Raw genomic sequence first — 21,002 nt, 5'->3', positions numbered from 1 at the left:
TTAATCTATAAAACTAAGACTTAACGGCGTACCTCGTTCTAAATCTCTTGAAGCATTAGACTCTAAAACTTCGTTATAATGCTTAGGATGTAAACCAAATCCAGGACGGATAGACCTAACATTTTTAGCCGTAAATCTTTCACCTTTTTTAATGTCTTCTACTACGTATAGAGATCTAGAAAACTCACGACTTTTAAGTTTTTTTTTCGTCATTTCATAATCAACCTTCCCTATAACTGATTCTGCTTCTCTTACAGCATTTACCATATCTGTAAACTCCTTTTCATCTAATGAAAAATGCGCATCTGCTCCACCTATTTTTTTATCCAAAATGAAGTGCTTTTCAATTACTGTTGCACCCATTGCTACAGAAACTACTGGAGTTACTATTCCCATTGTATGATCCGACAATCCACTTTTAACATTAAATCGTTCTTTAATATCATTAATGGTCAACAAATTTGCATCTTCAGGAGCAGCAGGATAAGCACTAGTACATTTTAAAATAGTTATATCGTGATTATCAAATCTTTTACATGCTGCGATTGCTAATTCTATATCTTCAATTCCAGCAATTCCAGTTGAAATAATCATAGGCTTACCTTTTGATGCAGCATATTCAATCAAAGGTATATCTGTTATTTCGAAAGAGGCAATTTTATAGGCTGGAACATTTAAGCCTTCTAGAAAGTCTACGGCAGAATGATCAAAAGGAGATGAAAAACAATCAATTCCTAATTCATTAGCTAAATCCATAATAGGTTTATGCCATTCCCAAGGTAGTGCGGCATCCTTATAAAGATCATGGAGGTACTGTCCATCCCAATGTGTACCTTGATTAATTTTAAAATCTGGTTTATCACAATCTAAAGTAATGGTATCGGCGGTATAAGTTTGTAGCTTAATGGCATCAGCTCCTGCCCTTTTTGCTGCTCTTACTGTGTCTAAGGCAATATCTAATTGACCGCCATGATTAGCAGAAAGTTCAGCAATTATATAAGTTTGATTATTTAAACGCATAATTTTACTTGATTTTCAAAGAAAAATATAAATTATCTTCAACAGTTTCTACATCAAATTGTAGTTTGTTAAAAATGTAAACTGAGGCTTTATTTTCAGGAATTACAAATCCAGAAATTATATCTACATCGTTTCGAATATTTTTCAGCTTCGCTATTCCATCTTTTAATATTTGAGTTCCAAATCCTTTACCATGAAACTCAGGATCTATTAAGTAACTTAATAAGGCATTGTTATTAGTAATATCAAACCTAATTGAACCTACTCTATTAATTCCATCATAAGCGATAAAATACTCACAATTATTATCACTTAGTCTATTATTAAACCATTTAATATGATCTTTAAGTAGAATTTTATTTTGATTAAATGAAAAAGATCTAATTGCAGGATTACTAGCCCAATTAAATGTTGCTTGTACATCATTCAATGTGGCCTTTTTCAAAACAAATGAATCAGCAATTAAGCTATGAATAATAACATCAATGAATTTCTCTTCAAACAAACAGTGTTCTTTTAAAGTTACTTCTTTATGGAAGCCAGCCTTTTCAAGTGCTATATATAATCTAGGCCTTAAATCAAAGGCATAAGTGAAAATTTTATGGAAATCTAACTCCTGAAAACCTACTTTTTCAATTAAACCTAGATAAACAAACCATAAGTCTTCAAAAAACTCTTTTTCTAGAGTACTATCCATAATAAAGGATATTTCTGCATTCTTATCTACCCAATTAATATGAACCAAACCTCCATAAGCAATACAGATATCATTTTTTAAAAAAGAAAAAAGTAGCTGCTTAGGCTTTTCTTGATTGAACAAAGACTTTACTGTAGTATTAAAATATTTATTCTGAGATTCTAAAGTTAAAAGTTGCGATTGACGCAAATGGTACATTTGTTCATTACGCCACTTCATAATATCTATACGATCTTCAGAACGTATAGGTACAATTTTAAATTCTCCAGAAGAAAATTCTTGTCGTGAAAGTGCCTTATAAGAGTTCATATTTTAATTCTGCTAGTTTCCAATCTATTTCATTATCAATATCCTGCCCTTCTGTTTCTTTAATATCTATACTACCGCAGTTATTTGTAATCAAACTTTTTGCTTTTAAGCAATTCTCTACATGAAACCAATAAAATTGACCTGCATCGTGATATGCAGCTTCTAGATCTTGACTTCTAGTGTTTTGAAATTCTTCATTAAAAAATTCAATTTTATGAGAGCTTGTTTTTTTCAATGCTCTTTGAATAGGAAATCCAAATCTCATTACTGGAAAAACAGTATCAAAATTTTCTTTCTTTAAGGTTTCAAAAGCTTTAAATAAAGTCACATTTGTAACAAATGGTGCGGTGGGATAAATACAGCAGGCATAATCAAATTTTCTATTTAATGAAGATGAATAATATTCCAATACTTCATCTAATACGTCAAAAGTAGTTGCATGATCATTTGCGTTTTGTGCAGATCGCATCGTAGGTACTACTGCACCGTAATCCTTTGCAATAGCAGCTATCTCCTCATCATCTGTAGAAACCATAATCTCATCAAATAGCTGTGATTTTATAGCTGCTTCTATAGAGTAAGCAATGATAGGCTTTCCTAAAAAGGATTTAATATTTTTTCTAGGAATACGTTTGCTACCTCCCCGAGCTGGTATGATACAGATACTATTCATTATAAAAACTATCTATTGTATCAACAACAAATTGCTGCTCTGTATCTGTTAATGTAGGAAACATAGGCAAGCTTATACACTGTCCATAATAAGCCTCAACTAGAGGTAAATCACCTTCTTTCCATCCTAAATCTCTATAATATGGCATTAGATGACAAGGGATATAGTGTATTTGAGCATAAATACTATGTTCTCTCAAGTAGTTATATAGCCCTAATCGATCATTTACCTCAATCACATATAAATGATATGCATGACCTTCAATTACTCCACTTTGACCATGAATATAGCTCTTTCCTTCAAAGGCTTTAAAATATTGCTGCGCTATCTGAATTCTTCTCTCTATACCGCTGTTTGCTCTTAACAGCTGGCTGGAACCTAATGCTGCCTGAAAATCAGTAATTCTATAGTTGTACCCTAACATTTGCATTTCCATATACCAAGCAGGATATTGTTCTGTACTCGCTTTCGCGGAAGCGAACTCCACACTGTTAGTATACAAGTCATCGTCCTTTACAATTCCATGAGTTCTAAGTGCTAAAAGCTTTTTGTAAAGTGACTCGTCATTTGTAGTTATCATTCCTCCTTCACCACATGCAATATGCTTTACAGGATGAAATGAGAATATTGCTAAATCTGCAAAATTACCATTACCGCAGTGTTGCTTCTCCCCTGTGCTATCTATAAAATAACCTCCTGGTGAATGGCAACTATCTTCTATAATCCAGAGACCGTACTCATCTGCAAGGGCTCTAAAAGCCTCAAGATCTACTGCTCTTCCAGCAAAATCTACTGGAACTAATCCTTGATAGGTTCCTTTTGGAGACTTTTCTAATAAAGAACGTACTGAATTAATATCTAACAAATAAGTCTCTGGATCAATATCTGCAAAAACAACATCACCTCCACAGTATCTAATACAATTTGCTGACGCAGCAAAAGTAAGAGATGTTGTAATAACCTTATCTCCAGGCTTCACACCTAAAGCTAGTGCATTTAAATGTAGTGCTGCAGTACCGTTAGAAACAGCTACTGCATATTTTGCACCAACGTAAGCTGCAAATTCCACTTCAAACTGAGCTATGCGTGGTCCTTGTGTAAGGTAATCTGATTGAAGTGCTTCTGTCACTGCAAGTATATCCTCTTGAGTAATATTCTGCCTTCCGTAAGGTATTAGGTTTGACATATTATTAATTAAACTTTAAAATCAGAATCAACATGTTCAACTATTAGCTTACGAAGTCCTTCTACTGTTTCCCAATCATCATTTTCCCCACTATTATACTTAAATCCATCTTCAACTCTTTTGGCATCAAAACTAGATATAAATTCTTCCAAATTCCATTTGTGAGTAGCCGGCAATATGGTATAATATTTACCCAAATCATAGGTGTAAAATGAATCAGAGCTAGTGATCATTTCCTCATGAATTTTTTCTCCTGGTCTTATTCCTATAATAGGCTTATCACATTCAGGACCTATGGCCTCTGCAATATCCATAATTTTATAACTAGGTATTTTTGGAACAAATATTTCACCACCCCAAGCATGTTCTAGAGCATGCATCACCATATCAACACCACCCTGTAAGGAAATATTAAATCGTGTCATAGATTCTACTGTTATAGGAAGAACTCCTTCTTTTCTTTTTTTTAAGAAAAAGGGAATAACAGAACCATTAGACCCCATTACATTTCCATAGCGTACTACGCTAAATTTAATTGGGTTCCATCCTGTAATATTATTAGCCGCAACAAACAATTTATCAGATGCTAGTTTTGTTGCTCCATATAAGTTTACAGGAGCAGCAGCTTTGTCAGTCGATAAAGCTACAACTCTAGTAACTTCAGTCTCAAGACAAGCATTAATCAAATTCTCTGCTCCCAAAATATTCGTTTTAACACATTCCATCGGGTTGTATTCGGCAATAGGGACATGTTTCATTGCCGCGGCATGAATTACGTAGTCTATTCCTTTTAATGCTCTTTTCACTCTATCATAATCTCTAATATCACCGATAAAAAAACGTATTTGAGGATATTCTGAGACTGGGTATTCTTGAGCCATATCAAATTGCTTCTGTTCATCTCTTGAAAAGATGACTAGCCTTTTAATATCTGGACTATTTTTTAAGATATGTGAAGTAAGTGCCTTTCCAAGAGATCCCGTTCCTCCTGTAATTAAAATTGATTTGTCTTTTAAATTCATCTAAATGGTTTTTATATAACTGAAGTTATGTTTCTATTCTTTTTTAAATAGACTATCACAACAAATTTCCCTTTCTATAAAGAATAAACAAATAAATAACGCCATTAATCTGTTATTGAGAGTAAATAGAAATCTAAGCATTAATGGCTACCCAAGCCCTATTACATACATTTCAAACCCAATCTCCTTCATTTCATCTATCGCAAATATAGCCCTTCCATCAAAAATAAACGCAGGCTTTTGCATCTGGTTATAAATTTCTTGCCAGTCATATCCTATAAATTCATCCCACTCAGTCATAATCGCAATAGCATGCGCATTGTCACAAGCCTCTATAGGATCTGTAACCACTGTAACAAGTGCTCTATTTTCAGCTTCAGAACGAGAATTTAAATAATCTAAATCTGCTAAAACCTGTTCTTTAGAAACCTTTGGATCATAAATCACTACTTCCGCTTGTTCATTGAGTAAATAATCTGCTACATAAATGGCTGCAGATTCTCGGGTATCATTAGTATCCTTTTTGAAAGCCCAACCTAGTAGCGCTATTTTTTTTCCAGAAACTGTGTTAAAAAGCGTCTTCACTATCTTCTCTGCAAATCGTCTTTTTTGATAATCATTCATAATAATTACCTGTTCCCAATAATCGGCTACTTCATCAAGTCCATACGTTTTGGCAATATAAACAAGATTTAAAATGTCTTTCTGGAAACAAGACCCTCCAAAACCTACAGAAGCTTTTAAAAATTTAGGGCCTATACGAGAATCTGTACCTACTGCTCTAGCTACTTCTTGAATATCTGCTCCAGTAACTTCACAAAGTTCTGACATGGCATTTATAGAGGAAACTCGTTGCGCTAAGAAAGCATTGGCCGTAAGTTTAGAAAGCTCTGAAGACCATACATTGGTTCTCAAAATACGTTCTTCAGGCAACCATTGTGCATATATCTCCGCAAGAGCATCTGTTGCTTTTATTCCTTCTGGTGTAGAGGCTCCACCTATTAAAACACGGTCTGCATTTAACAAATCTTGAATTGCAGTTCCTTCTGCCAGAAACTCAGGATTTGATAAAATATCAAAGCGCACGCCATTCCCCGTATTATGTAAGATATTTTGAAGTGCTTCTGCCGTGCGTACCGGAAGTGTTGACTTTTCCACTACAATCTTGTCAGACGTTGCAACTCTTGCAATTTGGCGCGCACATAGTTCGATATACTTGAGATCGGCAGCCATACCTTTTCCTACACCGTAAGTCTTTGTTGGTGTGTTAACAGAGATAAAAATAAGATCTGCTTCATCTATTGCCTTATCTACTTCTGTTGAGAAAAATAAATTCCTTCCTCTAGCCTCTCCTACTACTTCGGCAAGTCCTGGCTCATAAATTGGTAAGTTGTCCAAATTTTCATCATTCCAAGCGGCAATACGTTTTTCATTAAGATCCACTACAGTTACCTTAATATCTGGACACTTTAATGCTATCACAGACATCGTAGGACCTCCTACGTACCCTGCACCAATACAGCAAATATTCTTAATCTTCATTTATATCAAATTTCTAGCAAATCGCAAATATAGCGGTTTGAATAATAAGGTAATTGTGGTTTTTTTTTACGCTTTCGCGAAAGCGTACTTAAGACTTTACATAATAAGATTTGAACCAAGTTACAAAAGCTGCAATCCCCTCAGCAACAGCAACTGAAGGCTCATAGCCAAAATCTTTCTGTAGTGAGGAAACATCTGCCCATGTTCTATGCACATCGCCATCTTGCATAGGCATCATTTCCTTTATCGCAGTTACACCTATTTCGTCCTCTAATGCTGAAATAAAATCTAATAACTTGACAGGTTTACTATTTCCAATATTATAAATTTCATTTTTAGACTTTGATGAACCCGAAATCACTGCCATCACACCATCTATGATGTCTGATATGAATGTGAAGTCTCGTGAAAGATTACCTTCGTTAAAAACTTTAATAGGTTTCTTATTGAGTATAGCATCTGTAAATAAAAACATTGCCATATCTGGTCTTCCCCAAGGCCCGTAAACGGTAAAAAATCGTAATCCTACAGTCTCTATATTAAATAGATGACTATACGTATGCGCCATTAACTCATTAGATTTCTTAGTCGCTGCATAAATACTTATGGGCTCATCTACAGACTGTTTTTCTGTAAAAGGGACCTCTTTACTATTACCGTAAACACTGCTACTACTAGCATAAACTAATTTTGAAACTTTATAATCTCTACAGCATTCCAAAATATTCAAGAAACCAACAATATTAGTATCTACATACACTTCTGGGTTTTCTATAGAGTATCTCACTCCTGCTTGAGCCGCGAGATTACAGACTTGGTTAAAAGAATTTGATTTAAATAGCTTTGGAACTTCGACTCTATCTTGGAGATTTAATCTAATAAATGAGAAGTTGTCCTCTAGACTACTAGTAGAAAGTGTATTCCACTTTTCCGCCTGTTCCTTCACCACACCCAGCTCTTTAAGTCTATCAAACTTGAGTTGTGGATCATAATAATCATTTATATTATCGAGGCCTACCACAGTGTGACCCTCGCTCAGTAAGCGTTTACAAAGATGATAACCTATAAATCCAGCAGCGCCAGTAACAAGAATTTTCATAAATCAATTAATGTGCTACGAAGTTAGGACTAAAAAGTGATTCTTTATTGTATAATAGTTTCTCACTTGTATTCTCAACATAAACAGCTCCTCCTACTCCTTCACAAATAGCATCTCCTGCTGCAGTATCCCATTCCATACAAGGCCCAAAACGTGGATATACATCTGCAGTTCCTTCTGCAACAAGACAAAACTTGTACGCACTACCAGATGGTACTACTTCTGTATTTTTACCTGCATTTTGCAAGTTCTTTACAAATTCTTGCGTTTTTAAATTTAAATGTGAGCGACTTGTAACCACTTTAATAAGGTTAAGATCTGTGTATTTTTTAAGCTTTCGCGAAAGCGGGATTGCCTTATTTATCAACGTTTCCCATGACATATCATCTTTGGGATCAACCAACTTATAACTAGCTCCATCATCAGATCCACCAGCATAGATAGTTTTCATTATAGGGACATAAATCACACCAAAAACAGGTTTATCATCTACTACTAATGCGATATTTACCGTAAACTCACCGTTGCGTTTTACAAACTCCTTAGTACCATCGAGAGGATCTACCATCCAAAAATGATCCCATTTTGTACGAATTTCAAAAGGTATTTCACTTCCTTCCTCACTCAATATTGGAATCCCAGTTTGCTTAAGATGAGCTAAAATAGCTTCATGAGCTTTTAGATCTGCCTCAGTGAGCGGAGAATTATCTGATTTATGTGCAACATCAAAATCACGATGATAAACATCCATAATTACTTTCCCTGCTTTTATTGCAGCTTGAATTGCGATAGTTTTCCAAGATTCATTCATTATAGTCCTTTGAGCATTTTTTGGAGCGAATATTCCCATTCTGGAATATCAACTTGAAATTGCTTTTTAATCTTATGCGTGTCTAGCACACTATTTTTAGGTCGTTTTGCTTTGGTAGGAAATAAATCGCTTGTTACTGGAGTTATGAGCACATCGATTTGTGCGTTCTCAAAGATGGCTTTTGCAAAATCATACCAAGTAATACTTCCCTTATTAGAATAATGATAAACACCGGAACTATCTTCTTTCAATTCTCGGGCAACAGTTAAAATAGTATCTGCAAGGTCATTTGCCCAGGTAGGGCAACCCAACTGGTCATTGACAACAGAGAGCGAATCACGTTCTTTTCCCAAACGCAACATTGTCTTGACAAAGTTATGACGATAGACACTGTACACCCATGAGGTACGAATAATAGCGTATTTTGATATTTTTGAAGACTCAATTAAGAGTTCTCCGCCTAGTTTTGACGCACCATAAACTGTTTGCGGATTAGGTTTATCACTTTCTACATAGGCAGTGGATTTATTACCATCAAAGACATAATCTGTAGAGACATGAATTAATGCACAATCTCGCTTTTTACACTCCTCGGCGAGATAACCTACTGCAGTTTCATTAACAAGAAAAGCCTGTTTTTTATCATCTTCGGCAGCATCTACAGCTGTATAAGCAGCAGTATTAATAACAACATCTGGTTGATGTTTATTAAGTACTAATGAGATATTATCACGAGAACTTATATCAAGGTCCTTTCTAGCTAGAAATATACACTCAAAATCAGCATGATGCTTAGACTGCTCTTGTAACGCCATCCCTAGCTGACCAAGAGCCCCAGTGACTACAATCTTTTTTGAAGTGACCTCCATATTACTCGCAGTAACACTCATCAAAAAGAAATATTTTTAAGTTCGCTGAGCATTGGGTTCTCTAAATCCTTGGGGGAAAGCAGAAATTCACGCTCATCAAGTAACCAATCAATCTTTAATGATGGATCATTGTATGCCAGTCCACGTTCACTTTTTTGATCATAAAATGCGTCACATTTGTATGCAAAAATAGCGGTATCACTCAACGTAATAAACCCATGCGCCATTCCTTTAGGCACAAAGAGTTGTTTTTTATTAATGCCCGAAAGTTTGATAGTAAAAGATTTTCCATAGGTAGGCTCTTCTTTACGAAGATCTACAACGACATCCAGCACCTCACCCTCAATAACCCTCACAAGTTTAGACTGAGCATGTTTTCCTATCTGGAAATGAAGTCCTCTTAGTACTCCGAAAGATGATTTAGACTGATTATCTTGAACAAATGATGGGGAGAAACCAGCAAATTTTTCAAAAGCTTCCGAATTATATGATTCAAAGAAGTAACCTCGATCATCTTCAAACACCTTTGGAGTACATATAATTAAATCTTTGAATGCTGTTTTTTGAAATTCCACTATACAGTATTTATATATTGTGCATAAGCACCTTTACCATACCTTGATGCACTTGCCTTAAGTGCTTCGTATGATATCCAATTCATCTTATAGGCGATTTCTTCAAGACATGCTATCATCGTGCTTTGATTGCGTTGTATCACCCTTATAAATTCTGTTGCATCATCTAGCGCATCTACTGTTCCTGTATCAAACCAAGACATCCCCCTACTCATAATACCTACTGAAAGTTTTTTCTTCTTGAGATATTCTTGATTGATTGTAGTAATTTCTAGCTCTCCTCGTTCTGACGGTTTTATCTTCTTTGCAATCCCCACTACCTCGTTATCATAGAAATAAATTCCAGGAACTGCGTAATTTGATTTTGGTATACTCGGTTTTTCCTCAATGCTTGTTGCCTTCATATCCTTATCGAAAGCGACGACACCAAATCGTTCTGGATCCCTTACAGGATAAGCAAAAATAGCCGCGCCATCTACATCATTTTTGCTTTGTAATAACTGGCTAAGGCCATTACCATAAAAGATATTATCACCTAATACTAAGGCAACTTTATCATTTCCTATAAATGATTCACCTATAATAAATGCTTCTGCTAGACCATTAGGTGATTCTTGCACTTCATAAGAAAACGAACATCCTAATGAGCTACCATCACCAAGTAAACGCTCAAAAAGATGACTGTCTTCTGGTGTAGTAATTATTAATATCTCTTTAATGCCGGCAAGCATTAATACAGATATAGGATAGAAAATCATTGGTTTATCATATACAGGTAACAACTGCTTGCTTACCGCTATGGTAAGTGGTGATAAACGCGTCCCCGAGCCGCCTGCAAGTACTATACCTTTCATTATGAATACATTTTATTATAGTATTCTTGGTAATTACCAGAAGTCACATTCTTGAGCCACTGATTATTTTCAAGATACCAATTTACAGTAAGTTCTAAACCTTCCTCAAAAGTAACAGATGGTTTCCAACCAAGTTCTTTTTCTATTTTTGAGGCATCTATTGCGTAGCGTTTATCGTGACCCGGACGGTCTTTCACGTAAGTTATAAGTGATTTTGAAGAATCCCGCTTTCGCGAAAGCTTATTATCCATTATATCACACAATAGCTTTACTAAGTCAATATTTTTCCACTCATTAAAACCGCCGATGTTATAGGTTTCTTTTAATGTACCTTTTTCAAATATAAGTGCTATTGCAGCCGCATGGTCTTTTACAAATAACCAATCTCTCGTGTAATTCCCATCACCATAAACAGGTAAAGATGTACCCTCGATAATATTATTTATAAATAAAGGAATTAATTTTTCTGGAAACTGATTAGGCCCATAATTATTAGAGCAATTACTAATTATATATGGTAAACCGTACGTCTCTCCAAACGCTCTCACAAAGTGATCTGAGCTCGCCTTAGACGCTGCATAGGGCGAGTTTGGATCGTAAGAAGTAGTTTCAGTGAAGAGTCCGCTTTCACCTAGTGAACCATAGACTTCATCTGTACTTATATGGTAGAAAAGTTTTGACGAATAATCTTCTTTCCAAATACTCTTTGCCGCGTTAAGAAGATTAAGTGTTCCAATAACATTAGTCTGCACAAACGCTAAAGGATCCTCAATACTTCTATCAACATGAGACTCCGCAGCTAGATGGATTACCTTATCAAATTCGTACTTTGAAAATAGATTCATCAAAAAAGGGGCATCATTGATGTCCCCTTTTATAAATGTATAATTGCTAGACGTATCTACATCGGAAAGGTTCTCTAGGTTACCTGCATATGTGAGCGCATCAACATTGTAAATATGACTTTTGGGAAAAACTTCTAAAAATAATCTCACCACATGAGACCCTATAAAACCTGCTCCACCTGTAATAAGAATATTCATTATAGCTTAGCATCTGCTTTACTACCTAACACCCCTTTTACATCATAAACAACAGCATTGTCCTTTTTGAGCGCATCTAAATTCAAAGAGCTAAATTCTTTATGCGACACAGCCTGCACAATGGCATCATATTTCTTTCTAGGAAGTTCCGTAAGAGTCTCTAATCCATATTCATGTTTTACTTCAGTTGCATTTACCCATGGATCATAAATGGTTACATTAACCCCAAATTCTTTTAAATTCTTTATCACGTCCGTTACCTTTGTATTACGAACATCTGGACAATTCTCCTTAAAAGTAATTCCTAACATTAAAAGCTGTGCTCCCTTAACCTTTATGTCATTTTTAAGCATGAGTTTCACGACTTCTGAAGCAACGTAAGCCCCCATACTATCATTAAGACGTCTACCTGCTAAAATAATTTCTGGATGATATCCTAATTCTTGCGCTTTCTGTGCTAGGTAGTACGGATCTACACCTATGCAATGACCTCCTACTAATCCCGGTCTGAAAGGAAGAAAGTTCCACTTTGTCCCTGCTGCTTCTAGGACATCATGGGTATTGATACCCATCAAATTAAAAATCTTAGCTAGTTCGTTTACAAAAGCTATATTGATATCTCGTTGAGAATTCTCGATTACCTTAGACGCTTCAGCTACTTTTATCGTTGGAGCTAGATGCGTTCCAGCAGTAATTATAGAACTATATAGATCATCCACTTTCTTACCTATTTCTGGAGTACTACCAGAGGTCACTTTTAATATTTTCTCTACAGTGTGCTCTTTATCTCCTGGATTGATACGCTCTGGAGAATAGCCTACAAAAAAGTCTATATTAAATTTAAGTCCGCTTACACGTTCCAAAACAGGCACACATTCATCTTCTGTTACACCGGGATAAACAGTGCTCTCGTAAACTACGATATCACCTTTCTTTAAAACCTTACCTACAGTCTCACTACTTTTATATAAAGGGGTAAGAACAGGTCTGTTATTTTTATCAACCGGTGTTGGAACGGTTACTATATAATAGTTACAGTCTTCAATATCCTTACTATCTGCACTACATAACAAACCGTTCAATTCATTATTATCAGTTTTAAGAACGCCTTGTAATACTTCGTCAGAAACCTCTAATGTACTATCTGTGCCTGATTGAAGTTCAGCAATACGTTTTTCGTTTATATCAAATCCTACCGTATTGTACTTAGTCCCAAATAACCTAGCCAGTGGTAATCCTACATAACCTAATCCAATAACTCCTACTTTAATTTTTGTCATATCTATATTTTTTATGCTTTCGCGAAAGCAAAAAACTTTATTTTAAATTTTTCCAGTACCACGCCATTGCTTCCTTGAGACCGTCTTTAATACTGAATTGAGGGTCGTACCCTACTCTAGTTCTTGCACGATCAATACTTGCTAGGCTATGAGGTACATCACCTGCTCTTTTTGGTCCAAATTTTATTTCAACATCTGCAATTCCACTATCAAACTGACTTAATTCAGTTTTCAGAATTGCAACAAGTTCGTTTAAATCAGTTCTTTCTCCATAAGCAACATTGTATACAGTATTCATTGCTTCCTCATTCTCAGTAAGCATAGCACGGATATTCATCTGAATAACATTGTCAATATACGTGAAATCACGAGAAAATGTACCATCACCATTCATCACTGGCGATTCATGGTCCATTAATAATTTTGTGAATTTTGGAATAACAGCGGCATACGCCCCATTAGGATCTTGCTTACGACCAAATACATTGAAGTATCGCAAACCTATACAATCTAATCCATATGTTTTATGAAATACATCTGCATACAATTCATTAACATATTTTGTGATGGCATATGGTGATAAGGGCTTCCCTATGACATCTTCCTTCTTAGGCAATCCTTGAGAATCACCGTAAGTAGATGAGCTGGCAGCATACACAAAACGTTTTATGCCTTTATCTTTTGCTGCAATAAGCATGTTTAAAAAACCTCCCACATTTACTTCGTTGCTCGTAGCTGGATCTTGTATTGACCTAGGCACTGAGCCTAATGCTGCTTGATGAAGCACATAGTCACAACTAGAAATAGCGTTCTCACATACCTTGATATCTCTAATATCACCTTCTATAAATATAAAATTAGGATTTGAAATAATAGCATCAAGATTATGCTTATGACCTGTTGCCAAATTATCTAAACAGGTAACAATTGCTCCATTCTCAATCAATACCTCGCAAATATTTGAACCTATAAATCCAGCTCCACCCGTTACTAATATCTTCTTTCCTTTGACTTGAGAATACACACTATCGTTCATAAAAAAATTTTGAGCAAATATAATGTATTTCGACTGTCTAGAGAACTTTGCTTATTTTACCATAACCTTAGCAAATCGGGTTAAACTTATATTAAACCCTATACCAGCGTCTTAGTAGGTTTAAATGCATTCGTAGCTTTACATAAACCAAAAAATAAAACTATGAATTATTTAAACTTAGATACAGAAAAAACTAAACATACAGTAAACGAACTTAATACACTCCTCGCAGATTACCACGTGTACTACCAAAAGCTCCGTAACTTTCACTGGAACATTTCAGGAGTAAATTTCTTTGATTTACATATTAAATTTGAAGAATTATACGATGATGCAAAATTAAAAATTGACGAAATCGCAGAGCGTATTCTTACATTACGTTTTGCACCTACAAGTAATTTATCTGATTATTTAAAAAACTCCAGTATAAAGGAAGCAAAATCAGATCTGTCAGATAGAGATATGGTCGATAACATTCTCGAGGACCATGGAATTATTTTAAAACAGCTAAGTGCAGTTGTGAAGAAAGCAGATGATGCTGGTGACGAGGGAACTATCGACCTTATTGGAGCATACATACGTGAATTAGAAAAAACAAGCTGGATGCTGGATGCATGGAGAAAGAAAACAGCAGGAACTTATAAAGAAGCTTAAGAGATTATTAAATCTTAATGAAAGCTTGTTAGCATACTAAAAATGTCTCGACAGATAATATTCAATTATTTGTTATGAGACATTTTTTTATTTTAGCCATTTTGTTATTTGTAAGTTCTTTAAATGCACAACTAAATAATGATTCGCTTGAAAAATTACTAGAAACTAAAGTAGATAGCTTATTAGGTCAATCAGGCCGATGGCAAGCTATTTATAATGATACTCCCTTAGTCATCTTAACTGATGAGCAAAACAACCGTATGCGGATCATATCACCTATAATTGAGGCAGCATCTCTAGATAAAGATTTATTACTAGATACGCTTACAGCAAATTTTCACTCAGCTCTTGACGTAAAATATGCCATATCAAATGGGATATTATGGTCAGTTTTTGTGCATCCACTAGATGTTCTTACAACCCAAGAATTAAAAAGTGCTATAGAACAAGTAAGTGCAGCCGCTACCACCTTTGGAACCACCTTTTCTAGTACTCCTTTATTATTTGGAGCTGGTGCGTCTTCAAAAAAAATAGGGCATCAAGAAAAAATAATCCTTAAGAGAACATAGTTGTTTTTATTCCTCTGGAGTAAAACTATACTCAGGTACCTTCCCTACAGCCCCCTTAAAAAATGCATATATAGTTTTCATATCCTCTTCAATATTTCCAGATGGATATAGTGGTTTAGAAATACGATGCTCTTTTTTGCCAAAATCAAAAGCTACCATAATAATAGGTACTTCTGCTGCTAGGGCTATGTAATAAAAACCCGTTTTGAGTTTATCAACTTTCTTACGCGTTCCTTCTGGGGCAATTGTAAGTCTAAATTCTTCTTTATCCTTAAAGACATCTGCTATAGATTGTACTTTATCTTGACCTGGAGTTCTGTCTATAGGTGCGCCTCCCATGGCCTTAAAGAGAAGGCCCATAGGCCATTTAAAAAGCTCTTTCTTTCCTATAAATCCTATTTTAACATCAAGTGCACTTCGCAATAAGATGCCCATGTAAAAATCATGCCAACTGGTATGCGGCACGGCTATTACCACCGCTTTTTTTACGGTATCCTGAGAAAAATCACCTATTGCTTTCCAACCGATTACATCGTTATATATCCATTTAAAAAATCCCATAACTTTTATAAACCTTTATAAATTTTTATTGCCTCCTCAAGATCTTCTGGAGTGTCAATTCCTATAGCAAGCTTGGAAGAACGTACCATTTTTATTTTTTTACCATATTCTAAAAATCGGATGCATTCTATCTTTTCTGCTTTCTCTAATGGAGTCATGTTCATAGAAGCAAAGTCTAAAATAGCTTGCTTTCTAAAAGCATATATTCCCTTATGCTTATAAGTGGTGATACCAGCTGTAGTATCTCTCACATAAGGCAAAGGAGATCTAGAAAAATACAGCGCAAAATCTGCGTTATCAACTATCACCTTGACATTATTGGGATTTTCGATTTCTACTCCTTCCGTCATTGGCATCATTACGCTAGCTAAATCTATTTGATCTGCATTGTCACCATAGAATACACCTAGTACTGGTTCAAGATCTTCTCTTGTAGTAAAAGGCTCATCACCTTGTACATTTACCACAATATCTATATCAAGACTTGCAACTGCCTCTGCAATACGATCGCTACCACTCTCATGTTCTTTTATGCTCATGATTGCTTTACCTCCAGCTTCTTCTACCGCTTTGTAAATAACTTCACTATCAGTAACTACAAATACTTCGTCAAAAAGACCTGTTGCAACAGTACTCTCGTAAGTGCGCACAATTACCGGCTTACCAGCCAAATCCTTCATCATTTTCCCTGGGAAACGTGAGGCTGCATAGCGAGCAGGGATCATAGCAATAATTTTAAGTTCTTTACTCAAAAAGTATCTTTTTTAGAAAATTACAAAGGATGTGTTTACACTTCCCGAAGTAAATTCGGGGACGAGTTCCGCGAAAGCGTGATACATCACCTCAAAACAAGTAGCGAAGTTAGTGAAAAGAGTACAAAAGCTATGCTCTTCTAATACGACGAATTACCTTCCAAACTAGGCCCACTAATAACAATACGAGAATAAGTGCCAAAATAGGAGAAAATATACTTGCCACAGAGACTGTAGTCGCAGCTATTGTTTCTGTCCCGGCGATTACCGGGTTTGCGAGTCCGCCAGTGGTTGCAGTACTTCCTAATCTTGTAGCACTTGTAGTGCCAGAAACTGCTGCCGCTGCTCCGCCTCCTGCAATAATGGCGAGTGCCCATGTGATGGTGGGATCCATATCTCCCATCGTTGCTACCATTAATAAAGTACCCGCTACTGCAGCAAGCGGCACAGAAATGGTATCTAGAATATTATCTACCCAAGGAATAAAGTAAGCTCCTATTTCAAAAATTGTGGCTACTCCTAGTAACACTAAGGCGGGAACACTTCCCACCCATTCCCATGAATTGTTTACTGGAAACCAGCCAAAATGAGCCGAGAGACTTAATACTAATAAAGGGACAAACACTCTAAAGCCAGCAGATGCCGCCAGAGAAAATCCTAAAATAATACTTACAATTAATTCAAAACTCATAATGGTAAACTTAACTAATAATGTGCACAAGGTAAGAATGAAAAAGAAAAGTGCCAACGTACTAACCTAACCCTAGCCCCGATTGTAGTGAAAATCCCGCAAGAGCTGGCGTAGCCGCGATGAGGAATTGTAACGTAAAGCGGGAAATAGCTCCAAAAGAACTATAACTTAAGCCTCTTCTACAAACATATCGTCTTTAAAACCTATTAAGTACAGCTTACTTTTAGATCGTGTGATGGCCGTATATAACCATCTCAAATAATCTTTATTCATACCGTCAGGAAGATAGGGCTGTTCTATAAAAACATTATCCCACTGTCCACCTTGTGATTTGTGACAGGTGATTGCATAGGAGAATTTAACCTGTAGTGCGTTAAAGAATTTATTGTTCTTTATTTTTTGAAAGCGTTTATAATTAGAAGTTTCATCTGCATAATCTTTTTGAACTTCCTTATATAAGGTGTCACCTTGCTCATAAGGAAGCGCTGGCGTCTCAAGGGTAAGTACGTCAAGCATGACAACAGTTTCAAAAGGTTGCATCTGTGGGTAATCTACCATTTGCACTTTTACTTCTGCAAAGCGGAAACCGTATAGTTCCTTAATGGCCAGAATCTCTAACACTTTAATAATATCACCATTTGCAATAAATCCTGCATCACTTTTTGCGTCAATCCAGAAGTAGTTGTTTTTTACAACCATTAAATGATCTCCAGCAGATATCTCCTCTTCTTGGAAGAGAATTCTGTTTCTAATTTGCTGATTATATAAGTTTGCTCGTTTGTTAGATCGTACAATAATGGCTGTCTCCTCCGTTCCCACGCTACTGTAGCAATCATTAATCGCGTCCATTATCTCATGGCCATCTATAAGTCGTACTACATCTGTAAACCCTGCTATTTCAAATTTAAAATCTTCATAAAATTCTTCAGAGAGTTGCTCCCTTAAGGCTGTTGCATTCATAAGGATACCACTATCCTCTGCTTGTCTCATTACTTCATCAAGCTGTATGGTCTCGACATTTTTATTATACTGCATGGAGAGCAGTTTAATATCAAGTGCAGGAGACATATCTAATTTTACTGGCGGTAACTGCGCCTCATCACCTACTAGAATAAGTTTACAATTATGTCCACTATATATGTATTGCATCATATCATCTAAGAGTGATCCATTATCAAAAAACTTCGACTCTGCTGCTCGATCTGAAATCATGGAGGCCTCATCTACTATAAAAATGCAATTTCTGTGCTTATTGGGTTGTAGGCTAAAAGAAACGCCGCCTCCGCGCTCTTTTTTAGGAAAATAAATTTTTCTATGGATGGTATATGCTTGCTTTTTACTGTAATTACTCGCCACTTTAGCCGCTCTTCCTGTGGGTGCCATGAGCACAGATGTCATGCCAGCTTGCCATAAATTTTTTACAACAGTCCCTATTACCGTTGTTTTACCCGTACCTGCAAACCCTTTAAGAACAAATACTTTATCCTTAGAGGTGTCAAATAGAAAAGTAGACAATTGCTCTAACAGCCTGTCTTGCTTTAAAGTAGGTGTGTGTACAAAGTCTTTAACTAGCTGCTTGTAAAATGCTCTGGGTTCTTTAATCATAGGAGGTTGAGAATGCTCGCAAATTACATAATGAAAAATGAGATAATAAATTTTTGTGTGTAAAAAAAAATTGTAGATTTGTTCCTAACCATAACTAATTTTAAACATCATTACATGAAACTAGTAATACAGCTTGTACTTTGGGTAGTAATTGCCGCTTTAGGTTACCTTCTTTTTAACGCAGTTTGGGGAGAGGTAGAATTTAATGAAATAAAAGAAAAGCGATATAAGGCCGCTATTACTAACATGAGAGATCTACGTAAAGCTCAGTTAGCTCATAAAACCGTAACAGGAAAATATGAAAAAGACTTTGACAAACTAGTTCGTTTTATTGATACAGCTGAGTTCACAATAACTCAACGTAGAGATACTTCGGTTCTTGATGTAGAGAAAACTAAGCGTTTCCGTGTTGACACAAAAAAGAATATTGTAATAATAGATACTTTAGGAACTAAATCAGTAAAGGATTCTTTATTTAAGGGTTCAGATCGTTATAAGACAATGATCAATGTACCTATTGAAGGGATTGATGCAAAGTATACTATGGACGCTGGAGAAATTGAAAAAAACAACACCATGTATCCAGTATTTGAAATTTCTTTAAAGAAAGATATATTACTTGCAGACCAACCTAAAGACTATGTTGCTAAAGAAAAGCAAATCGTATCTGTAGATGGTGTAAATGGAGATGCATTAACTATAGGATCAATGGTTTCTATTAATACTAACAGTAACTTCCCAAAAAGTTACGGTGTTGATGATTAATCAAGGTCATTCTAACTCATTATATAGTCTGTCCATCCAAATACATTTGGATGGACTTTCTTTTTTTACTCAACATATCCATTCTAAGGATATAAAGGATGCAGAGGTAGTACGCTTTCGCGAAAACGTGAATCCTACAACCCTACTTGTTGAGATAGAAAAGGCTTTCAAAGAGATAGAGGCGCTTGCACAACCATTTTCAAAGGTTATTGTGGTTTATGCTAACGAATTGTTTACACTTGTCCCTCAGGCGCTATTTGATAGTGAGAAAGCAGCAGACTATCTTAAGTTTAATACAAAGATTTTAAGTACTGATTATATAGCTCACGACACCATAGATTTTTATGATCTTATCAATGTCTATGTGCCGTATTCAAACATAAACAACTTCTTTTTTGACACTTTTGGATCCTTTGAGTATTATCACAGTACCACAATATTTGCAAAACATCTTCTTAAAGAGTATTCTAATAACGAAGAGGCTCAGGTATTAATAAATTTACAAGGCTCCTATTTTGAGATGGGTGTTGTAAAGAACAAAAAACTACTTTTTATTAATAGGTTTGAGATACGCGCCAAGGAAGATTTTATATATTACCTACTCTTCACACTAGAACAACTAGAACTCAATCCAGAAAATACACCTGTAACACTTACAGGTACTATAGAAAAAGACGACGAATTTTATAGTATAGCACATACGTACATCAGACATCTTATTATTAAAGATAGTCCGTCTACCAGCTTCACAAGATCTCAATCCCTACTCGCAACACTACTATGACAAGAATAATCTCAGGAAAATATAAAGGACGCCGCATCGCTGCTCCAAAAAAATTACCCGTACGCCCTACCACAGATATGGCAAAGGAAGCATTGTTTAATATTCTGAGAAGCAATTACCATATGAGCCAGCTTAGGGTTTTAGACCTTTTTGCGGGTACAGGAAATATCAGTTATGAGTTTGCATCACGTGGCTCAGACCAGATTACAGCCGTAGATGCAAATTATGGTTGTGTGCAGTTTATAAATAAAACGGCAGAGGAGTTTGAATTTTCAATCCAAACTATAAAAAGTGACGTATTTAAGTATCTAGAGCGAGCAAGAGGTACCTATGATATCATATTTGCAGACCCACCTTACGATATTGACATTAAAGATTTTGAAAAAATAGCAACGCTTGTTTTTAAACAAAATTTGCTAGATCAAGATGGCACCTTGATCATAGAACACGGAAAATATACTAAGATGGACTCGTTTAGTAATTATGTACAAACACGTAATTATGGTGGCAATGCCTTCAGCTTTTTTGAACTGCCAGAAAGCGACGAAGAAGAATAGTAATTTATATAAGCACGCTTTCGCTTAAGCGTAACAACATATAGTATA

At 35.7% G+C, this 21,002-nt stretch carries 23 protein-coding genes; 5 read left to right on the top strand and 18 right to left on the bottom strand.

Translation table 11 applies throughout. The annotated features are described in order from the left end of the window. The 14 genes from pseI to DCS32_RS13400 all read right to left on the bottom strand — a co-directional run bounded on the left by pseI (window position 1) and on the right by DCS32_RS13400 (window position 14,016). On the bottom strand, window positions 1-1,020 hold the full coding sequence (gene pseI, locus DCS32_RS13465; protein ID WP_108878748.1) for a pseudaminic acid synthase: 1,020 nt from the start codon (window positions 1,018-1,020) through the stop codon (window positions 1-3). Window positions 1,021-1,024: 4 nt separating this feature from the next. After that, complete coding sequence (locus tag DCS32_RS16095) at window positions 1,025-2,026, bottom strand: GNAT family N-acetyltransferase (protein WP_162533661.1); 1,002 nt, start codon at window positions 2,024-2,026, stop codon at window positions 1,025-1,027. Further along, entirely contained in the window at window positions 2,013-2,699 is a 687-nt protein-coding gene (gene pseF / locus DCS32_RS13455) for a pseudaminic acid cytidylyltransferase (RefSeq protein WP_108878747.1), read from the bottom strand. The genes DCS32_RS16095 and pseF overlap by 14 nt, the downstream gene beginning before the upstream one ends. Then, window positions 2,692-3,885 (bottom strand): UDP-4-amino-4,6-dideoxy-N-acetyl-beta-L-altrosamine transaminase, encoded by a 1,194-nt coding sequence (gene pseC / locus DCS32_RS13450; protein ID WP_108878746.1) that lies wholly within the window; start codon window positions 3,883-3,885, stop codon window positions 2,692-2,694. The genes pseF and pseC overlap by 8 nt, the downstream gene beginning before the upstream one ends. An 8-nt stretch (window positions 3,886-3,893) precedes the next feature. Continuing rightward, window positions 3,894-4,907: a UDP-N-acetylglucosamine 4,6-dehydratase (inverting) gene (gene pseB, locus DCS32_RS13445; protein ID WP_108878745.1), complete on the bottom strand. Its 1,014-nt coding sequence runs from the start codon at window positions 4,905-4,907 to the stop codon at window positions 3,894-3,896. 147 nt (window positions 4,908-5,054) lie between these two features. Next, on the bottom strand, window positions 5,055-6,449 hold the full coding sequence (locus DCS32_RS13440) for a UDP-glucose 6-dehydrogenase (RefSeq protein ID WP_108878744.1): 1,395 nt from the start codon (window positions 6,447-6,449) through the stop codon (window positions 5,055-5,057). An 88-nt stretch (window positions 6,450-6,537) separates the two neighbouring features. Beyond that, window positions 6,538-7,548: an NAD-dependent epimerase gene (locus tag DCS32_RS13435; RefSeq protein ID WP_108878743.1), complete on the bottom strand. Its 1,011-nt coding sequence runs from the start codon at window positions 7,546-7,548 to the stop codon at window positions 6,538-6,540. Window positions 7,549-7,555: 7 nt separating this feature from the next. Continuing rightward, window positions 7,556-8,359: a 3'(2'),5'-bisphosphate nucleotidase CysQ gene (gene cysQ / locus DCS32_RS13430; protein ID WP_108878742.1), complete on the bottom strand. Its 804-nt coding sequence runs from the start codon at window positions 8,357-8,359 to the stop codon at window positions 7,556-7,558. Continuing rightward, window positions 8,359-9,249, bottom strand: coding sequence for a dTDP-4-dehydrorhamnose reductase (gene rfbD / locus DCS32_RS13425; protein WP_108878741.1), 891 nt, complete (start codon window positions 9,247-9,249; stop codon window positions 8,359-8,361). Before rfbD ends, cysQ begins: the two co-directional genes overlap by 1 nt. Continuing rightward, window positions 9,249-9,803 (bottom strand): dTDP-4-dehydrorhamnose 3,5-epimerase, encoded by a 555-nt coding sequence (gene rfbC / locus DCS32_RS13420; RefSeq protein WP_108878740.1) that lies wholly within the window; start codon window positions 9,801-9,803, stop codon window positions 9,249-9,251. Before rfbC ends, rfbD begins: the two co-directional genes overlap by 1 nt. Next, on the bottom strand, window positions 9,803-10,657 hold the full coding sequence (gene rfbA, locus DCS32_RS13415; RefSeq protein ID WP_108878739.1) for a glucose-1-phosphate thymidylyltransferase RfbA: 855 nt from the start codon (window positions 10,655-10,657) through the stop codon (window positions 9,803-9,805). The genes rfbC and rfbA overlap by 1 nt, the downstream gene beginning before the upstream one ends. Then, window positions 10,657-11,700: a dTDP-glucose 4,6-dehydratase gene (gene rfbB / locus DCS32_RS13410; protein ID WP_162533660.1), complete on the bottom strand. Its 1,044-nt coding sequence runs from the start codon at window positions 11,698-11,700 to the stop codon at window positions 10,657-10,659. The genes rfbA and rfbB overlap by 1 nt, the downstream gene beginning before the upstream one ends. Continuing rightward, a complete protein-coding gene (locus DCS32_RS13405) occupies window positions 11,700-12,980 on the bottom strand; it encodes a nucleotide sugar dehydrogenase (RefSeq protein ID WP_162533659.1) in 1,281 nt (426 codons plus the stop codon). The genes rfbB and DCS32_RS13405 overlap by 1 nt, the downstream gene beginning before the upstream one ends. A gap of 37 nt (window positions 12,981-13,017) precedes the next feature. Then, window positions 13,018-14,016: an SDR family oxidoreductase gene (locus DCS32_RS13400; RefSeq protein WP_108878737.1), complete on the bottom strand. Its 999-nt coding sequence runs from the start codon at window positions 14,014-14,016 to the stop codon at window positions 13,018-13,020. A 162-nt stretch (window positions 14,017-14,178) separates the two neighbouring features. Here DCS32_RS13400 and DCS32_RS13395 point away from each other — a divergent pair, with 162 nt between their 5' ends. Both DCS32_RS13395 and DCS32_RS13390 read left to right on the top strand, forming a co-directional pair. Then, window positions 14,179-14,670: a Dps family protein gene (locus DCS32_RS13395; RefSeq protein ID WP_108878736.1), complete on the top strand. Its 492-nt coding sequence runs from the start codon at window positions 14,179-14,181 to the stop codon at window positions 14,668-14,670. A gap of 74 nt (window positions 14,671-14,744) precedes the next feature. Beyond that, window positions 14,745-15,239: a hypothetical protein gene (locus DCS32_RS13390; RefSeq protein ID WP_108878735.1), complete on the top strand. Its 495-nt coding sequence runs from the start codon at window positions 14,745-14,747 to the stop codon at window positions 15,237-15,239. Window positions 15,240-15,245: 6 nt separating this feature from the next. Here DCS32_RS13390 and DCS32_RS13385 read toward each other — a convergent pair whose 3' ends face one another. The 4 genes from DCS32_RS13385 to DCS32_RS13370 form a co-directional block, all read right to left on the bottom strand. After that, window positions 15,246-15,800, bottom strand: a complete 555-nt coding sequence (locus tag DCS32_RS13385) for a 1-acyl-sn-glycerol-3-phosphate acyltransferase (RefSeq protein ID WP_108878734.1) — start codon at window positions 15,798-15,800, stop codon at window positions 15,246-15,248. Between the two features lie 5 nt (window positions 15,801-15,805). After that, the gene (gene kdsB, locus DCS32_RS13380) at window positions 15,806-16,525 is read right to left on the bottom strand and encodes a 3-deoxy-manno-octulosonate cytidylyltransferase (protein WP_108879297.1); all 720 of its coding nucleotides are present in this window, start codon (window positions 16,523-16,525) and stop codon (window positions 15,806-15,808) included. Window positions 16,526-16,682: 157 nt separating this feature from the next. After that, window positions 16,683-17,243 carry a DUF4126 domain-containing protein gene (locus DCS32_RS13375; protein WP_108878733.1) on the bottom strand — a complete coding sequence of 187 codons (561 nt, stop codon included), beginning with the start codon at window positions 17,241-17,243 and terminating at the stop codon, window positions 16,683-16,685. Window positions 17,244-17,411: 168 nt separating this feature from the next. Then, window positions 17,412-18,848: an ATP-dependent RecD-like DNA helicase gene (locus tag DCS32_RS13370; RefSeq protein WP_108878732.1), complete on the bottom strand. Its 1,437-nt coding sequence runs from the start codon at window positions 18,846-18,848 to the stop codon at window positions 17,412-17,414. Between the two features lie 114 nt (window positions 18,849-18,962). Here DCS32_RS13370 and DCS32_RS13365 point away from each other — a divergent pair, with 114 nt between their 5' ends. The 3 genes from DCS32_RS13365 to DCS32_RS13355 are packed head-to-tail and all read left to right on the top strand — an operon-like array spanning window position 18,963 to window position 20,954. Then, entirely contained in the window at window positions 18,963-19,613 is a 651-nt protein-coding gene (locus tag DCS32_RS13365) for a hypothetical protein (RefSeq protein WP_013752279.1), read from the top strand. Next, on the top strand, window positions 19,606-20,397 hold the full coding sequence (locus tag DCS32_RS13360) for a DUF3822 family protein (RefSeq protein WP_108878731.1): 792 nt from the start codon (window positions 19,606-19,608) through the stop codon (window positions 20,395-20,397). The genes DCS32_RS13365 and DCS32_RS13360 overlap by 8 nt, the downstream gene beginning before the upstream one ends. Continuing rightward, window positions 20,394-20,954, top strand: a complete 561-nt coding sequence (locus DCS32_RS13355; protein WP_108878730.1) for an RsmD family RNA methyltransferase — start codon at window positions 20,394-20,396, stop codon at window positions 20,952-20,954. The genes DCS32_RS13360 and DCS32_RS13355 overlap by 4 nt, the downstream gene beginning before the upstream one ends. The last annotated feature ends 48 nt before the right edge of the window (window positions 20,955-21,002 follow it).

Source organism: Dokdonia sp. Dokd-P16, assembly GCF_003095655.1.
Taxonomy (GTDB): domain Bacteria; phylum Bacteroidota; class Bacteroidia; order Flavobacteriales; family Flavobacteriaceae; genus Dokdonia.
The sequence above is the reverse complement of the archived record's forward strand: the minus strand, read 5'-3'. Positions and strand labels throughout refer to the sequence as shown.

Bases quoted from the DNA above. Each gene is read 5' to 3' on its own strand.
- pseF (WP_108878747.1), bottom strand. From the start codon at position 2,699: ATGAATAGTATCTGTATCATACCAGCTCGGGGAGGTAGCAAACGTATT.
- DCS32_RS13390 (WP_108878735.1), top strand. From the start codon at position 14,745: ATGAGACATTTTTTTATTTTAGCCATTTTGTTATTTGTAAGTTCTTTA.
- DCS32_RS13355 (WP_108878730.1), top strand. From the start codon at position 20,394: ATGACAAGAATAATCTCAGGAAAATATAAAGGACGCCGCATCGCTGCT.
- DCS32_RS13370 (WP_108878732.1), bottom strand. From the start codon at position 18,848: ATGATTAAAGAACCCAGAGCATTTTACAAGCAGCTAGTTAAAGACTTT.
- DCS32_RS13435 (WP_108878743.1), bottom strand. From the start codon at position 7,548: ATGAAAATTCTTGTTACTGGCGCTGCTGGATTTATAGGTTATCATCTT.
- DCS32_RS13365 (WP_013752279.1), top strand. From the start codon at position 18,963: ATGAAACTAGTAATACAGCTTGTACTTTGGGTAGTAATTGCCGCTTTA.
- DCS32_RS13400 (WP_108878737.1), bottom strand. From the start codon at position 14,016: ATGAACGATAGTGTGTATTCTCAAGTCAAAGGAAAGAAGATATTAGTA.
- DCS32_RS13440 (WP_108878744.1), bottom strand. From the start codon at position 6,449: ATGAAGATTAAGAATATTTGCTGTATTGGTGCAGGGTACGTAGGAGGT.
- DCS32_RS13405 (WP_162533659.1), bottom strand. From the start codon at position 12,980: ATGACAAAAATTAAAGTAGGAGTTATTGGATTAGGTTATGTAGGATTA.
- cysQ (WP_108878742.1), bottom strand. From the start codon at position 8,359: ATGAATGAATCTTGGAAAACTATCGCAATTCAAGCTGCAATAAAAGCA.
- rfbD (WP_108878741.1), bottom strand. From the start codon at position 9,249: ATGAGTGTTACTGCGAGTAATATGGAGGTCACTTCAAAAAAGATTGTA.
- kdsB (WP_108879297.1), bottom strand. From the start codon at position 16,525: ATGATCCCTGCTCGCTATGCAGCCTCACGTTTCCCAGGGAAAATGATG.
- pseI (WP_108878748.1), bottom strand. From the start codon at position 1,020: ATGCGTTTAAATAATCAAACTTATATAATTGCTGAACTTTCTGCTAAT.
- pseC (WP_108878746.1), bottom strand. From the start codon at position 3,885: ATGTCAAACCTAATACCTTACGGAAGGCAGAATATTACTCAAGAGGAT.
- DCS32_RS13385 (WP_108878734.1), bottom strand. From the start codon at position 15,800: ATGGGATTTTTTAAATGGATATATAACGATGTAATCGGTTGGAAAGCA.
- DCS32_RS16095 (WP_162533661.1), bottom strand. From the start codon at position 2,026: ATGAACTCTTATAAGGCACTTTCACGACAAGAATTTTCTTCTGGAGAA.
- rfbB (WP_162533660.1), bottom strand. From the start codon at position 11,700: ATGAATATTCTTATTACAGGTGGAGCAGGTTTTATAGGGTCTCATGTG.
- DCS32_RS13375 (WP_108878733.1), bottom strand. From the start codon at position 17,243: ATGAGTTTTGAATTAATTGTAAGTATTATTTTAGGATTTTCTCTGGCG.
- pseB (WP_108878745.1), bottom strand. From the start codon at position 4,907: ATGAATTTAAAAGACAAATCAATTTTAATTACAGGAGGAACGGGATCT.
- DCS32_RS13395 (WP_108878736.1), top strand. From the start codon at position 14,179: ATGAATTATTTAAACTTAGATACAGAAAAAACTAAACATACAGTAAAC.
- DCS32_RS13360 (WP_108878731.1), top strand. From the start codon at position 19,606: ATGATTAATCAAGGTCATTCTAACTCATTATATAGTCTGTCCATCCAA.
- rfbA (WP_108878739.1), bottom strand. From the start codon at position 10,657: ATGAAAGGTATAGTACTTGCAGGCGGCTCGGGGACGCGTTTATCACCA.